General features: G+C 42.8%; 13 protein-coding genes and 4 pseudogenes. 12 read left to right on the top strand and 5 right to left on the bottom strand.

The window, feature by feature from the left end; genetic code table 11:
* Nucleotides 1–36: 36 nt before the first annotated feature.
* The 3 genes and pseudogenes from ACSLFW_RS05265 to ACSLFW_RS05275 all read right to left on the bottom strand — a co-directional run bounded on the left by ACSLFW_RS05265 (nt 37) and on the right by ACSLFW_RS05275 (nt 3,248).
* Complete coding sequence (locus ACSLFW_RS05265; RefSeq protein WP_436557379.1) at nt 37–351, bottom strand: glycoside hydrolase family 97 C-terminal domain-containing protein; 315 nt, start codon at nt 349–351, stop codon at nt 37–39.
* Between the two features lie 12 nt (nt 352–363).
* Nucleotides 364–1,958: pseudogene (locus ACSLFW_RS05270) on the bottom strand (glycoside hydrolase family 97 catalytic domain-containing protein); the annotation flags it as partial.
* Between the two features lie 228 nt (nt 1,959–2,186).
* On the bottom strand, nt 2,187–3,248 hold the full coding sequence (locus ACSLFW_RS05275) for an MFS transporter (RefSeq protein ID WP_436554923.1): 1,062 nt from the start codon (nt 3,246–3,248) through the stop codon (nt 2,187–2,189).
* Between the two features lie 276 nt (nt 3,249–3,524).
* On the opposite strand from ACSLFW_RS05275, the gene ACSLFW_RS05280 reads away from it, so the two are divergent.
* The 12 genes and pseudogenes from ACSLFW_RS05280 to ACSLFW_RS05335 all read left to right on the top strand — a co-directional run bounded on the left by ACSLFW_RS05280 (nt 3,525) and on the right by ACSLFW_RS05335 (nt 13,420).
* Nucleotides 3,525–4,616, top strand: a complete 1,092-nt coding sequence (locus tag ACSLFW_RS05280) for a ribulokinase (RefSeq protein WP_436554924.1) — start codon at nt 3,525–3,527, stop codon at nt 4,614–4,616.
* An 8-nt stretch (nt 4,617–4,624) separates the two neighbouring features.
* The gene (locus ACSLFW_RS05285) at nt 4,625–4,747 is read left to right on the top strand and encodes a hypothetical protein (RefSeq protein ID WP_436554925.1); all 123 of its coding nucleotides are present in this window, start codon (nt 4,625–4,627) and stop codon (nt 4,745–4,747) included.
* Nucleotides 4,748–4,764: 17 nt separating this feature from the next.
* Nucleotides 4,765–5,211: an FGGY-family carbohydrate kinase gene (locus ACSLFW_RS05290; RefSeq protein ID WP_436554926.1), complete on the top strand. Its 447-nt coding sequence runs from the start codon at nt 4,765–4,767 to the stop codon at nt 5,209–5,211.
* Nucleotides 5,208–5,902: pseudogene (locus ACSLFW_RS05295) on the top strand (L-ribulose-5-phosphate 4-epimerase). Before ACSLFW_RS05290 ends, ACSLFW_RS05295 begins: the two are co-directional and overlap by 4 nt.
* Before the next feature lie 27 nt (nt 5,903–5,929).
* The gene (gene araA, locus ACSLFW_RS05300; protein WP_436554927.1) at nt 5,930–7,420 is read left to right on the top strand and encodes an L-arabinose isomerase; all 1,491 of its coding nucleotides are present in this window, start codon (nt 5,930–5,932) and stop codon (nt 7,418–7,420) included.
* A 58-nt stretch (nt 7,421–7,478) separates the two neighbouring features.
* A pseudogene (locus ACSLFW_RS05305) lies at nt 7,479–9,178 on the top strand (sodium:solute symporter family transporter).
* Between the two features lie 459 nt (nt 9,179–9,637).
* Nucleotides 9,638–10,660, top strand: coding sequence for a DUF1624 domain-containing protein (locus tag ACSLFW_RS05310; RefSeq protein WP_436557380.1), 1,023 nt, complete (start codon nt 9,638–9,640; stop codon nt 10,658–10,660).
* Between the two features lie 30 nt (nt 10,661–10,690).
* Nucleotides 10,691–11,467 (top strand): 5'-methylthioadenosine/adenosylhomocysteine nucleosidase, encoded by a 777-nt coding sequence (locus tag ACSLFW_RS05315; protein ID WP_436554928.1) that lies wholly within the window; start codon nt 10,691–10,693, stop codon nt 11,465–11,467.
* A 19-nt stretch (nt 11,468–11,486) separates the two neighbouring features.
* Nucleotides 11,487–11,624, top strand: coding sequence for a hypothetical protein (locus ACSLFW_RS05320; RefSeq protein ID WP_436554929.1), 138 nt, complete (start codon nt 11,487–11,489; stop codon nt 11,622–11,624).
* Between the two features lie 39 nt (nt 11,625–11,663).
* On the top strand, nt 11,664–12,146 hold the full coding sequence (locus tag ACSLFW_RS05325) for a hypothetical protein (protein WP_436554930.1): 483 nt from the start codon (nt 11,664–11,666) through the stop codon (nt 12,144–12,146).
* A gap of 64 nt (nt 12,147–12,210) precedes the next feature.
* Nucleotides 12,211–12,666, top strand: a complete 456-nt coding sequence (locus ACSLFW_RS05330; protein ID WP_436554931.1) for a GNAT family N-acetyltransferase — start codon at nt 12,211–12,213, stop codon at nt 12,664–12,666.
* Between the two features lie 52 nt (nt 12,667–12,718).
* On the top strand, nt 12,719–13,420 hold the full coding sequence (locus tag ACSLFW_RS05335; RefSeq protein WP_436554932.1) for a porin family protein: 702 nt from the start codon (nt 12,719–12,721) through the stop codon (nt 13,418–13,420).
* On the opposite strand, the gene ACSLFW_RS05340 is transcribed toward ACSLFW_RS05335, so the two are convergent.
* Both ACSLFW_RS05340 and rpoN read right to left on the bottom strand, forming a co-directional pair.
* Nucleotides 13,415–13,900, bottom strand: coding sequence for a hypothetical protein (locus ACSLFW_RS05340; RefSeq protein ID WP_436554933.1), 486 nt, complete (start codon nt 13,898–13,900; stop codon nt 13,415–13,417). The genes ACSLFW_RS05335 and ACSLFW_RS05340 overlap by 6 nt on opposite strands.
* 161 nt (nt 13,901–14,061) lie before the next feature.
* Nucleotides 14,062–15,527, bottom strand: a pseudogene (gene rpoN / locus ACSLFW_RS05345) (RNA polymerase factor sigma-54).
* Nucleotides 15,528–15,553: the final 26 nt, after the last annotated feature.

Raw genomic sequence — 15,553 nt, forward strand, 5'->3', positions numbered from 1 at the left:
AATTCGTGCTAATTTGTGCAATCCGTGTTAATCTTTTTAAAACTTCATCACGAATCCACCGTATGGTTTGAAATTCACAATCATTTTTTCAGGTTTTACAGTTGATTTTGTAAATAACGAATCGCTTCCGTCGGTAATCATAAAACCTTCATTGGTTTTTATAAAACTTAAATCAATTGTGATTTCTTTCGGTTTATTTTCGCCGTTAATTCCGGTAATGAACCAGATTTTTCCTTTTCTGCGCGCCATTATAACATCTTTTCCGGGAAAGCCGCCAAGCAATTTCGATTCGTCCCAGGCTATTGGGATTTCCTTTAAATAACCTACGACATAATCCGGCATTTTTGCCATGCCCTCCGGAATTTCGGCCAGATGCTGGATTCCCGAAAGGAAAAGCGTCGGCAGCGCCAGTTCAAACCCGCTCGTAGACCGGCGGTTGATGTTCGGGATTTTATCGAGTGCCATCGGCGTAAAATCCATCGGGTCGAATAAATTCCGTGTAAACGGCAACAATGCACAATGGCTTGGCGCGAGATCGGCGACTTCCTGAAAGAACGTGATGAATTCAAATCCCTTGATGGCCTCCATCGTCATTAAATTCGGATACGTGCGTTCCCAGCCGCGTGGCAAAGTGGCACGTGAAAATTGACCAATATTTCGTGTTTCGCTGCCGATTTCAGGATTTCGTGGTAATAAGCAATCATCGATTGTCCGTCGCCGCCGAAGAAATCAATCTTTACGCCGGCAATCCCGATATCGTGCAGCATTTTGAATTCGGCATCGCGGCTTTCTGAAGTCAGGAATTTGTTTTTTGGCGTATATTTCACCGTATTCCAATCGCCTGCCGAATTGTACCAGAGTATGAGTTTTACATTTCTGTCTTTTGCGTAAGCGATGAGTTCTTTGATCTTTTCAATGCCGATTCTTCTGTCCCAGTCGGCGTCAATCAGGCAATAAGGCCAATGCATTTCGTGTGCATAATCGATGAATTGCTTTGTGGTATCGTAATTGACGGAATCGTCTTTTAAAATCGCCCAGCTCCACGAAGCGATGCCGGGTTTGATGTAGGTAGTGGTAGTTGTGATGGCTTTCGCCGCCAGATCTGTACCTAAAGTGGAGTTCGTTACCGTTTTTAAATCGCCAATCGCCACAATCCGCCACGGCGTTGTCCACGGTAATTTTGCTTCAGGATTCAGCGCGCCGCCAGTGAAAACTTCTTCCGGTTGCGGGAAAGTGACTTTCATCGCTTTGAGATTTTCGTCATATTTTAAATGACTGCCACAATAATTGCTGCCGAGATTGGTTTCAGAAATCGCTGCCCAAACTTCGCCATCGTTGAATAGTGCAGGATAAACCCAGCCTTCGCCGATTGGTGAAACGGTATTGACCGGAACGCCCATTTCGTAATTTTCTTCATATGAAGGATTGGATTGTTCCCAGCCGCTTTTGGCTTTTGATAAGGGTTGCAGCCACGCTTTCGCGGAAGTTCTGAAGTTGTAGGATGACATTTCATCTGTGATATATCTGGTATCGGACAACGTTTCGGGGAATTCGTAACGAAAGGCGAATCCGTCATTGGAAATGTTGAAAACGATATCCATTTTTTGTCCGTCTTTATTGATGAGATGCAATATTTGTTGATTCGCGGTGTAAATAATATTGCTTTTTTTTCCTTGAAGCATCGTATAGGAATCGCTGATTTTCTTCAATTCTGAAATCGATTTGATTTTCAGGTTGTGAAAGAAATCGCCGTCTTTCCGGATAATTCCCAAAAGGGAAGTATCAATAACAACCTGGTTGTTTTTGCGGACTAAATAGTAGGCCTGGTTGTTTTTGTTGAGACCGAAATCGACCTGAATGGTTTTATCCGGGCTTTGGATTTTTACGCTATTTTTTGGGTTTGAGGCAAATCCGAAAGAAGTAATGAACAGAAAAATGAAAATTAAATAGCGGCGCATTTAGTTAAGTGTTTAAATTACATTTATAAATGTAATGAAAAATGTAATAAAATAGTTTGTACTGAAATAAACTTTGCGCCTTTGCGGCTTTGCGAGATTAATTTCACGCAAAGCCGCAGAGGCACGAAGTGGAGAATGTAATATCCTTAGTTTATAAGCTAAAGCTTTGCCTTTGTAGAAAAAATAACCACCAACGAAGCCATTCCCGCCAAGAACACAAATGAAATTTTAAGACTGAAAATACCGGCCAAAACACCAATCACAGGCGGCCCAATCAAAAAACCAATAAAGCTGATAGTAGAAACTGCCGCGATTGCAGGTTCCGGGTTGCATTGTTGTTGATTTTCCTGCGGCGCTGTAAACCATTGGGACGACAGAAGATATTCCGGCGCCAACGAACATAAATCCAATAATTGCTGTTGCCAATGATGGAAAGATAACGGCTGTCATTAACCCAATCGCACTTAAACATCCGCTGACCTGTAAGGTTCTTCTGAGACCGAATTTCGCCGAAAATGCATCAGCGACAAACCGTCCTCCGGCCATCATGCACATGCAGGCGGTAAAACCCATTCCGATCCATTTTTCGTCGGGCTGCACTACTTTCTTGAAATAAACGACGCTCCAGTCGAACATGCCGCCTTCAACAACCATCGAGCAGAAAGCGATTAATCCTAAAGCGATCAATGTTTTGTCGGGCATTACAAATGCAGAACCAGTGTTGGATTGGCTATGGTCGTTGTGTAAATATTTCCAGCTGATGATTACGGCAATAATAGTTGCAACCGCAATAATGATAAAGTGAGGCGCAGGTGCGATATTTTGAGCAATCATAAATGTCCCGATTCCGGCGCCGATAAATCCGGCCAGGCTCCACAATCCGTGAAATGAGGCCATAATTGGTTTTGGGTACAAAGCTTCGGTTGCAACGGCCTGTGTATTAACAGAAATATTGGTCGCATTGCTCGCCATTCCGAATAAAATCAGGCAGACGATTAATGAAATCACATCGTTTACAAAACCTAAAGTGATTAGCATTAATCCATATAAAGACAAGGCGGCTGCCAAAACTTTACGGCTTCCTATTTTGTTCACCGCCCAACCCGATAGCGGTAAAGACAGCATCAAACCAATTGGCAAAGACAGCAATACACCGCCCAAAGCCGCTTCGGAAAGCGATAATTTTTGTTGTATTGTAGCGATCCTCGATGCCCAGCTCGAAAAACACAAACCGGCCATAAAAAACATAGCGGCAACTGTTGTGCGTATTATTTTTGGCGAATAACTCATTGGGCAAAGGTAAAGCATGCCTTTATTAAAACGAAATTTTTATAAGTATGTAATTTACATTTATTATTTTGGTAAACGCAATTATGCACTCTGCTGCCTACTGAGAAATTGGCCAAAATAATAAAATCATGCAGATATGTTAAAATTTAAACGCTTGATTGCCGATTTATTAATTTTTTTACTTTTTTATTAGCAGACTTGTTTTTATGAAAAAATTAGTGTTAATTTGACACTTATTAATATTTTGATTATGAATAAGACCAATTTGTAATTGGAGTGGATTATGGCTCTGATTCTGTTCGCTCAGTTATTATCAACGCTGCCAACGGCGAAGAAATCGCTTCATCGGTATATTATTATCCGCGCTGGCAGAAAGGATTGTATTGCAAACCTTCAGAAAACCAGTTTCGCCAGCATCCGTCAGATTACATCGAAGGCCTTGAAATCACTATAAAAGATTGCATAAAAATGGCCGGTGGCGAAAATGCCGCGAAATCTATAAAAGGACTTTCAGTTGACACGACCGGTTCAACGCCTGTCGCTGTTGATCAAACCGGAAAACCTTTAGCCTTAACTCCTGAATTCGCCGAAAACCCGAACGCAATGTTTGTGCTTTGGAAAGACCATACCGCCATTAATGAAGCGGCAGAAATCAATGCACATGCCACCAATTTCGACACGAATTATTTAAAATATGTGGGCGGCATTTATTCTTCTGAATGGTTTTGGCGCAAAATGTTGCACATTCTGCGGACAGATGAAAGCGTAAAAAACGCCATGCATTCATGGGTCGAACACTGCGACTGGATTCCGTTCCTGCTGACCGGCGGGAACGATGTAAATGCCATCAAACGCAGCCGTTGCGCCGCAGGACATAAAGCTTTATGGGCAGAAGAATTTGGCGGTTTGCCGCCCGATAGCTTCTTTTCATCGTTAGACCCAATTCTCGAAGGCATCACCGATAAATTATTTAAAAACACTTACACTTCTGATATTGCCGCCGGACATTTAAGTGCTGAATGGGCAGAAAGATTAGGTCTTTCAACTGACGTAGTAGTTGGAGTAGGCGCTTTCGATGCCCATATGGGCGCAGTCGGCGGACAAATCGAGCCGTATCATTTAAGCAAAGTCATGGGAACTTCCACTTGTGATATCCTGGTGGCACCCAATAAAGATATTGAAGGTAAATTGGTTAAAGGCATTTGCGGGCAGGTCAACGGTTCCGTAATTCCGGGAATGTTGGCCTTGAAGCTGGGCAATCTGCGTTTGGCGATACTTATGCATGGTTCAAGAATATCCTTACATGGCCTTTGGAAAACTTACTTTCCCAATCAGAAATCATCGATTCGGCAACAGCCGTTGCTTTAAAAGAAGAAATGGCCGAGAAAATCATTCCGGAATTAAGCCGACAAGCTGCATCATTGCCAATAGAAACTACAAATGAACTCGCCATCGACTGGTTCAACGGAAGAAGAACCCGGATGCGAACCAAAGCTTAAAAGGTGCCATCACCGGATTGAATCTCGGAACCGATGCGCCAAGAATGTTCCGTTCTTTAGCAGAAGCCACTTGTTTCGGAGCCAAAAGCATCGTTGATCGTTTTGTTGAAGAAGGCATTCCGGTAAAAGGAATCATCGGTATCGGAGGTGTCGCGAAAAAATCGCCTTTCGTTATGCAAATGATGGCCGATGTTTTGGAAATGCCGATCCGAATCCACCAATTCAAACATACCTGTGCGCTCGGAGCCTCGATGTTTGCTGCAGTCGTAGCCGGAATTTATCCGAATATTGAAGCTGCCATGGAAGCTATGGGTAGAGGTTTCGACGTTGAATATTTTCCCAACGCAGCCAATGCCGCCGTGTATCGCAATCGCTACAACCAATACAAGACACTCGGTGATTTTATCGCAAAAGAAATCGCTGCGAAAACTGCCAAACCACAACACAACGCCGTCACCGCATGAGCCAGTACCAACACATAAAGCAAAGCGCTTACGACGCGAACATGCAATTGCCAAAATTAGGTTTGGTGTTGTTTACGTTCGGGAATGTAAGTGCCGCAGACCGCTCACTGGGCGTTTTTGCCATCAAGCCGAGCGGCGTACCATACGAAGAACTGACACCTGAAAAAATGGTGATTATTGATTTTGACGGGAATACGGTTGAAGGCGATTTGCGTCCTTCTTCTGATACAAAAACACACGCCGTGCTTTACAAACACTGGCCGAAGATTAACGGAATCGTACATACACATTCCACTTACGCGACAGCGTCACAGGCACAGCGCGATATTCCGATTTTCGGGACAACGCATGCCGATCACCTGACGGTTGACGTTCCGTGCGCGCCGCCGATGGATGACGAAATGGTCAAAGGCAATTATGAATATGAAACGGGCTTCCAGATCATGAATTGTTTCAAAGATAAAAAACTGAGTTACGAAGAAGTTGAAATGATTCTCGTTGGCAATCACGCTCCTTTCACCTGGGGAAAAACATCTGAAAAAGCGGTTTATAACAGTGCCGTTCTCGAAAGCGTCGCACAAATGGCGTTGCTCACCGAACAAATCAATCCGAACGCACCAAAATTAAAAGAAGCACTCGTCAGAAAACATTACGAACGCAAACACGGCCCGACTCTTACTACGGCCAATAATCAAAAACCTACCTTACAATAAAACATATGACAAATTTAAAAACATTAGAAGTCTGGTTCATTACCGGCAGCCAGCACCTGTATGGCGAAGAGACTTTGAATCTTGTTGCAGAACACTCAAAGGCCATCGCCACGGGATTAGACAGCGCCGGGCAGATTCCGGTTCGCGTCGTTTACAAGCCAACTGTAAAAACCACAGAAGAAATATACGAAACCTTATTAGCGGCCAATTCTGCCGAAAATGTAATCGGCGTCATTGCCTGGATGCACACATTCTCGCCGGCAAAAATGTGGATCCGCGGCCTTAGCATCCTCAAAAAACCATTGTTGCATTTACACACCCAATACAACCGCGATATCCCGTGGAATTCGATCGATATGGATTTTATGAACCTGAACCAAAGCGCCCACGGCGACCGTGAATTCGGCTTTATGGTCTCGCGCATGCGAAAAAACCGCAAAGTGGTAGTAGGCCACTGGCAGGATCCCGAAGCACTTTCGCAAATCGGCGGATGGACACGCGCAGCAGCCGGCTGGTATGACTGGCAGGGTGCGAAATTTGCGCGTTTTGGCGACAACATGCGTTATGTTGCCGTGACTGATGGCGACAAGGTGGAAGCCGAATTGAAGTTCGGTTTCTCTGTAAATTCTTACGGAATCGGCGACCTCGTAGCTTTAATTAATGCTGTTCACGATATCGATATCGAAAAACTGGTAGGGGAGTATGAAAAAATGTATACCATTAGTGATAACTTGCGCCGCGGTGGTGCAGACCACAGTGCTGTTTACGAAGCTGCGCGTATTGAATTAGGTTTGAGAAAATTCCTCGAAGACGGGAATTTCAAGGGTTTTTCAGATACTTTTGAAGACCTTCATGGCATGGTGCAATTACCCGGACTCGCAGTGCAGCGTTTGCTGGCCGACGGTTACGGATTTGCAGGCGAAGGCGACTGGAAAACCGCTGCTTTGGTGCGTGCATTCAAGGTAATGGGTACCGGATTAGAAGGCGGAAATGGTTTTATGGAAGATTACACCTACCATTTCGACCCGAACAATTCGCTCGTTCTGGGTTCGCACATGCTCGAAATCGATGCGTCGCTGGCGAGCACAAAACCAAGTCTTGAGGTTCATCCGTTGGGCATTGGCGGAAAAGCGGATCCGGCGCGATTGGTTTTCAACGTGGCAGGCGGGCATGCAATCAACGCGTCTCTGATTGATATGGGCAACCGTTTCAGGTTGCTGATCAATGAAGTTGAAGCCGTTGAACCGCAGCATGAACTGCCGAACCTTCCGGTGGCAAGGGTTTTATGGAAACCGCTTCCGGATATGAAAACGGGTTGTGCGGCATGGATTTACGGCGGAGGCGCACACCACACGGTGTACAGCCAGAATTTATCCGCTGAGGTGATTCAGGATTTTGCCGATATGGCCGATATTGAATTTTTAGCCATCGGAAAAGACACAAAACTAGACGAGTTCCGCAATGAAATAAGATGGAACGACATCGCATACAAATAAAATAATTCGTCGGTAACCAACCATTATCGATTTTACTTTAACCAACCAAACCAGCATTATGGGCAAATTTTCAACGATTGACTACATTATTTTTATTGTTTATTTCTTCCTCGTGGCGGGTTATGGCTATTGGATTTACAAGAGTAAAAAAGAAAAAGAAACTTCTGATTCTAAGGCATTTTTCCTTGCTGAAGGGTCGCTAACCTGGTGGGCAATCGGCGCATCATTAATCGCATCGAATATTTCGGCAGAGCAATTTATCGGGATGAGCGGTAACGGTTTTGTCGTCGGAATCGCCGTTGCGGCTTACGAATGGGTAGCCGCCATCGCATTGATTATCGTAGCGGTATGGTTCATTCCGGTTTACCTGAAAAACAAAATCTTTACAATGCCGCAATTTCTCCAGACGCGTTATAACGAAAGCACGAGCTTGATTATGGCGATTTTCTGGCTGCTTTTATATGTATTGGTTAACCTGACTTCGATATTATTCCTTGGCGCTTTAGCAATTGACAATATTTCAGGCGGCGGTAATTTCCATTTGATTATTATCGTAATGGCGTTATTCGCGCTCATCATTACTTTGGGCGGAATGAAAGTAATCGGTTTTACCGACGTAATCCAGGTTTTGGTATTGGTAATCGGAGGTCTTGCCACAACTTACATCGCACTGACATTGGTGAGTGAGCAATTCGGTTTAGGAACCGATGCACTCGCCGGATTCACGCAAATGATGAAAACAGCACCCGAGCATTTCCACATGATTATCGAAAAACCAACGGTCAATTCCTCACAAGCCGACATCAACAAATACCTGATGCTGCCGGGAATCGCGATGTATTTCGCCGGACAATGGATTGTCAACCTGAACTACTGGGGCTGCAACCAATACATCACGCAACGTGCTTTGGGTGCCGATTTAAAAACAGCGCGCACCGGAATCCTTTTCGCCGGATTCATGAAACTCGCGATGCCGATCATTGTAATGCTTCCGGGAATCGCGGCGTATGTATTGTATCAGAATGGTGCTTTGCAAACAGAAATGGCGCCGGGCGGACATTTCAATGCAGATAATGCCTACTCTGCAATTTTAGGATTTTTACCTTCAGGATTAAAAGGCCTTTCGCTTGCCGCATTGACCGCTGCAATCGTAGCTTCGCTTGCCGGAAAAGCCAATAGTATCTCGACAATTTTTACGCTCGACATCTACAAAAAATACATCAACAAAGAAGCTACTGAGAAGAAAATGGTCAACATCGGCCGTATCACAATCTTAGTGGCGATGGTGTTATCGATAATTCTGACCTGGAAAGATCTACTCGGAATCGGTGGCGAAGGCGGCTTTACATTCATTCAAAAATACACTGGATTCATCAGTCCGGCGTATTCGCGATGTTCATCCTGGGAATGTTCTGGAAACGTACCACAGGAACTGCTGCGATTGTCGGATTGTTTACCGGATTTTTCCTTTCCGTACTTTTCAACAATTACGCACCGGGATTATTCGGAAATGAAACATTGCTTTACACAGCATTTCCGAATGGTAAAGGCGGATTTGAAATCCCATTCCATATTTGCATGGGCTGGGCATTTGCGTTCACGATTCTGGTGATGGTGGCGATAAGCCTGTTCGGACCGAAAGTCAATCCGAAAGCATTTGAACTCGATAAAACAATGTTTAGAGTGGCGCCGTCAACTTTGGCTTTGATTGTATTTACGTTATTGCTGGTTACGGCTTTGTATGTGAAATTCTGGTAATATAATTTTCAGGTATAAAAAAAATGCCGTAAATAATTGCGGCGTTTTTTTATTGAAAATAATTCAGGGTTACTTAATTTTTAACGATTATCAGGAACTTTACACCAAAGCGCTTCAAGAGCTGAATAAGTAAGGTTTAACACGAATTGCACAGATTTCCATAGATTTAATTTGTGGAAATCTGTGCAATTCGTGTTAAATAATCAGTGCGTCTGCAGGCCATTTAGTTTTTTTGGTATAAACTTTCCGATAGTCAATTAATATTTATTTCTTCGGATATTTTAATTTGGTACATTTATCTTACATTTTAAAATCAGCAATATGCAGCGCAGCACCAGTATTGATTTTACACGCGGACTCGTAATGATTATCATGGCATTGGGCAGATATTCGCGATTTAATGCACACCGGTTCGCTCGATTTTAACCCCACTGATTTATCCAAAACGACCGCACCAATATTTTTACGAGATGGATTACACATCTTTGTGCACCCATATTCGTATTTCTAGCGGGAACTTCGTGCTGGCTTTCGATGCAACGAACAGGCAATTTGAATGAAACCAGAAATTTTCTTTTAAAACGCGGCCTTTGGCTTATCTTCCTCGAATTTACAATCGTCAATTTCGGGATTTGGTTCGATCCGGGTTTTCACACAATCTTATTCCAGGTAATTGCCGCGATCGGATTTGGCTTCGTTTTCCTCGCTTTAATGCTGAGATTATCCGCCAAAACCATCGGCGTCATCGGCATTTGCATCATTATGCTGCACAATTTACTCCCTCTGCTTCCATTGGCCGACGACTCAATCATCAAAATTATTGTAACACCGTTTTTCGGACCTGCTGTTTATCCGATAGGTTCTTCGGTATTGCTTTTGATTTACGGACCGATTCCGTGGTTGGGCATTTTGTTAGTTGGCTTTGCTGCCGGAAAATTATTCACGATTCCAACACCACAACGAATAAACCAATTCCTCAAACTCGGATTTGGACTGTTGCTGTTGTTTACAGTTGTCAGATACATCAACATTTACGGAGACCCGGCATTATGGTCGCCTCAAAAGAATACTTTGTTTACTTTCCTTTCTTTTATGAATGTCAGCAAATATGCGCCTTCGTTATTGTATTGTGCCGTTACTTTAGGTTTTATGTTTTTGATTTTGGCTTTCGCCGAAAAGACTCAAAACCGATTCACGAGAATATTGTCGGTTTATGGAGAAGTGCCAATGTTTTATTATTTGATCCATTGGTACGTCATTCATCTTGTCATGGTCGGATTGATGTTCGGTCAGGGCTTTCATTGGGAACAACTTGATTTTGTCTCAGGAAGATTCGGCCGTCCGAAAGATGTTCAAAGCGGCGTCGGTTTGCTCTGGATTTACATCATCTGGATTGTAATAATTATCAGCATGTATTTTCCTTCAAAATGGTTTGCCAATTACAAAAGAACACATAAAAAATGGTGGCTGCGGTATGTGTAAAATCAATAAATTGCCCGTAATTTCACAGCTATGAAAAACAGAGTTATAGGAATTATGGGCGCAATGCCCGAAGAAATTGACGGCGTCGCAAATTTACTTTCGGAATCAACCCATAAGATTCTCGGAAAACGCAAATTCATCTCAGGAAAGTTAAATGGTATCGATACAGTCGTGGTATTTTCAAGATGGGGAAAAACCGCTGCCGCTGCAACCGTTGCCACTTTGATTTCAGAATATAAAATAACAGAATTATTCTTTACAGGAGTTGCCGGCGCCATCCATCCCGACTTGAAAATTGGCGATATTGTAATCGGCACAAAACTCATTCAGCACGATATGGACGCACGGCCTTTGATGGCGCAATATGAAATTCCGCTGATTGGTAAAACTTTTTTTCAGGCGGATGAATTACAAACTTCAATGGCTGAAAAAGCTGTGAATAAAGTCCTTGAGAATAAAGTGCTGCACGAAATCATCAGTGATGAATCCTTAAAGGAATTCAATATTAAAAATCCGAAATTACACATCGGAACCATCGCAAGCGGCGACCAGTTTTTTGCAAATGAATCCCGCAAACACGATTTGATTTTGAGAATTCCTTCAGTTTTATGTGTTGAAATGGAAGGTGCCGCAGTTGCGCAGGTTTGTTATGAATATGATTTGCCGTTTGCGATTATCAGGACGATTTCTGATACGGCGGATGAATCGTCGCACATCGATTTTCCATCTTTCATAAATGAAGTTTCGAGTAAATATTCGACGGCAATCATTAAAAATATTTTTGATTTGTACCGTAAAACCGAATGATGAATTTAAATTGACAACTGTGAAAAAACCAAACAAAGATGCATTGCTTTTAATTCCGATTTTCGGAGTGTTGGCATTTATGGTGATTTATTTCACCGCCACACTTTATTATCCGGGCGGTTCGCAGGCAAATCTCGCTTCTGTTGGTTTCAGTTAGGCCGATAATTATTGGTGCAATCTGCTCGATGCAAAGGCAATGAATGGACAGCCAAATCCCGCAAGCAAAATCGCCGGTGCCGGAATGATTGTCATCTGCATCACGCTTGTGCTTTTCTGGTTTCTGCTTCCGAAATATATTAAATGTGGGAAATATGGAACAATCGCCATTCAGGCTTCAGGTTTTCTGGCGATGTTGGTAGCAGCATTTTTATCTTCGGAACACCATGATTCGGTAATTTATACCGCAACTTTCTTCGGAATGATTGCGCTTTTTGGAACCTTTATTGGGCTTTTCAGGATTAAATGGCGTTTTCTCTTTGGTTTCGGAATTTTCAACCTGATTGTTACATTTATCGATTTGTATATTTACACAACAAAAGATTTCCTTGTGATTTTGCCGGTGATACAGAAAATTAATTTTGCAGGTTTTTTAATATGGATTGCAATGATTAATGTCAAAATTTATAAATCACAAACTGGAAATTCCAAATCTCAAATTATAAATTCCAGTGAGGTTTGAAAATCGAGTTTTGCCTTTATCGAACTTATTTGTATTTTGTTGATTGTAATTTAAATGCTTTTTCATGATTGATATTGTAAGAACCACTTCCGAAAATCCTGATTTTATTTCCTTGGTAAAATTGCTCGACGCCGATTTGAAAATCCGCGACGGCGAAGACCACGCATTTTATGCGCAATTCAACAAAACATATGCACTGCCACATTGCCTTGTTGCATACGAAAGCGGGAAAGCAGTCGCAACTGGCGCCATTCGTGAACTCGATGCAAAAACTACAGAAGTAAAGCGAATGTTTGTCCAGCCAGAATTCCGTGGAAAAGGAATCGCAATCCAGGTTTTAGCCGAACTTGAAAAATGGGCTGCCGAATTGGGTTATGAAAAATGCATGCTCGAAACCGGAATAAATCAGCCGGAAGCCATCGCTTTATATAAAAAATGCAATTACAAAATCATCCCGAATTACGGGCAATATGCCGGAATTGAAAACAGCGTTTGTTTTGAAAAAGTCCTAAGACAATAAAATCTCCTGAAACTGCTCTTTTTTTAGTAATTTTAAGCACAAATATTTACCGATGCGGTTGCTCCATTTTGCCTTTCTTTTTGTTGCATTGAATGCCTTTTCGCAGGAGTTGCCCGCTGTTGTAAAACCGCAGGATACATTGTTTACGAAAATTGATTCTTTGTATCGCGAAGACCAGTTCTATTTCGGAGTAACTATCAATTTATTGCAGCAAAAACCGCCCGGATTGAAACAAAACGGCTTGTCAACAGGCATCAATCTTGGATTTTTACGCGATATGCCCGTCAATAAAAAACGCACCTGGGCAATTGCCGCTGGTCTCGGACTTTCCTACAACAAATACCATCAGAACATGAAAGTCACCGAAAATACGGGTGTCATCAATTATGAAATTGTGGGCGGAGAAACGTATTCGAGGAATAAATTAGAACAGCTTTTTCTGGATGTTCCGATTGAAATCTGCTGGCGCAATTCGACTTTTGAAAGCCATAAATTCTGGCGTATTTACACCGGATTCAAGTTTCGATACCTGCTTTTTAATAAGACGAAATATGTCGGAGATACAGAATATGCTATTACCGGCAACAACGATTTTAATAAACTGCAATACGGTCCGTTTCTTTCATTCGGTTACAATACGTGGAATTTCCATGCTTATTACGCACTCAATCCACTTTTCAAATCAGCAAAAATCAACGGTCAGCCGGTTGACATGAGAACGCTGAATCTCGGACTGATGTTCTACATTTTATAGCCAAAAATATAATACTGCCAGTTGTGGCACGATTCCGGCAATGCTTCCTAAAACAAGTTCTGTACGGCTGTGTGCTTTCATTTCGAGGCGTGAAGAAGCGACCATTCCGTTAGATAAAATCAAGGTTACAATCACGGCAATCAATCGTGTGTGGTAATGCAGGCTGACGCCAATCGTAAAAACGGTCAACGCGGTAATCGCCATCATGTGCAGGCTGATTTTGAAATTCAGGATGGCCATAATCAGCGCAAGGCAGGTGCTGATTAAACTGGCAAGAAAGAAGAAGTATAATTCCGGAATTTCGTCAATCGTAATGCTTTTCTGGATCAGGATTACGAGTAAAACTGCATGAACCAATAGCGGAATTTTACGCTGTGAGGTTTCCGAAAGCATCACAGAATCGACTTTTCCTAACGAAAGCAGAAAATAATAAAATGTAATCGGGATGAAAATCGTGATGATGACAATCTGCAGAATCACAAGGTAAATCTGTGGATAAGAGTAATAACTGTGCCCGAAAAGAAAAATACCAAAACCGCATAGACCGAAATAAACAGCGGATGAAACAGATAGGAGAATAACGGAAGTATGCTTCTCAAAATCGGAATTTGGGATTTGCGTTTTGGAATTTCCTCCATCCGTTACATTTTTTTCCGCATCCTCGCCACCGGAATATCAAGCTGCTCGCGGTATTTCGCAATCGTGCGCCGTGCAATCGGGTAGCCCCTTTCTTTGAGGATATCTGCCAGTTGATCGTCTGGAAGCGGTTTGTGCTTGTCTTCTTCGCCAATTACATCCTGCAAGATTTTCTTGATTTCAAGCGTCGAAACGTCTTCACCCTGGTCGTTTTTCATCGCTTCAGAAAAGAATTCCTTGATGAGTTTCGTTCCGTAAGGTGTTTCGACATATTTGCTGTTGGCCACACGCGAAACGGTTGAAATGTCAAGTCCGACCAAATCGGCGATATCTTTCAGGATCATTGGTTTCATTTTGGTTTCATCGCCATCGAGGAAATATTCCTGTTGATAGTGCATGATGGCGTTCATCGTAACGAATAGCGTTTCCTGACGTTGTCTTATCGCATCTATGAACCATTTCGCAGAATCGAGTTTTTGTTTGATGAACTGAACGGCTTCTTTCTGCTGTGTCGATTTGTCGCGCGACACTTTATACGTTTGCATCATTTCCTGATAATCTTTGGAAACGTGTAATGACGGGGCATTCCTGCCATTTAATGTCAATTCTAATTCACCGTCGACAATACGTATCGCGAAATGCGAACTACATTTTCAGTAACGCGGTTGTTGCCCGTGAAAGAGCCGCCCGGTTTCGGGTTCAGCTTTTCGATTTCGTGAATGGCTTTCTTCAGCTGTTCGTTGGAAACGCCGAATTTCTGTAGTAACTTATCGTAATGTTTCTTTGTAAATGCATCAAATTGCTGTTCGATAATGTTTGTAGCCAGCTCGACATATTCGGTCGGGGTTTTGTGCTTCAATTGCAGCAAGAGACATTCCTGTAAATCGCGCGCTCCAACACCCGATGGTTCAAGTTCGTGGATGATGTGTAAAATGCGCTCAACGGTTTTTTCGTCCGTATAAATTGCCTGTGTAAACGCCATGTCATCTACAATGTCTGTGATACTTCGGCGAATATAACCCATGTCGTCAATGCTTCCGACTAAAAATTCGGCAATTTCGCGTTCCTGGTCGTTCAGGATAAAAGTATTGAGCTGGTTGATCAAATCCTGGTGAAAGCTGATTGGCGCGGCAAACGGCGTCTCGCGGTCGTCGTCGTCATCGCTGTAGTTGTTGACCTGCGTTTTATAATCCGGCGTTTCGTCGTTGCTTAAATATTCGTCGATGTTGATGTCTTCGGCGTCGATTCGGTCAGATTCGGCCTCATCGTAATCATCATAATCATCGCTTTCGTATTCGTCTTTTTCGTAATCTTCCTCTTCTTTTCCTGCCTCGAGTGCGGGATTTTCATTCATCTCTTCAAGCAGCCGCTGCTCAAATGCCTGCGTCGGCAATTGAATTAACTTCATCAGCTGGATTTGCTGCGGAGATAATTTCTGGGAAAGTTTGAGGTTTAAGAACTGCTTGAGCATATAATTACCTATTTTGTCTGCCTTAT

Origin of the sequence: Flavobacterium sp. 3HN19-14, assembly GCF_051373205.1 — a bacterium.
GTDB lineage: Bacteria > Bacteroidota > Bacteroidia > Flavobacteriales > Flavobacteriaceae > Flavobacterium.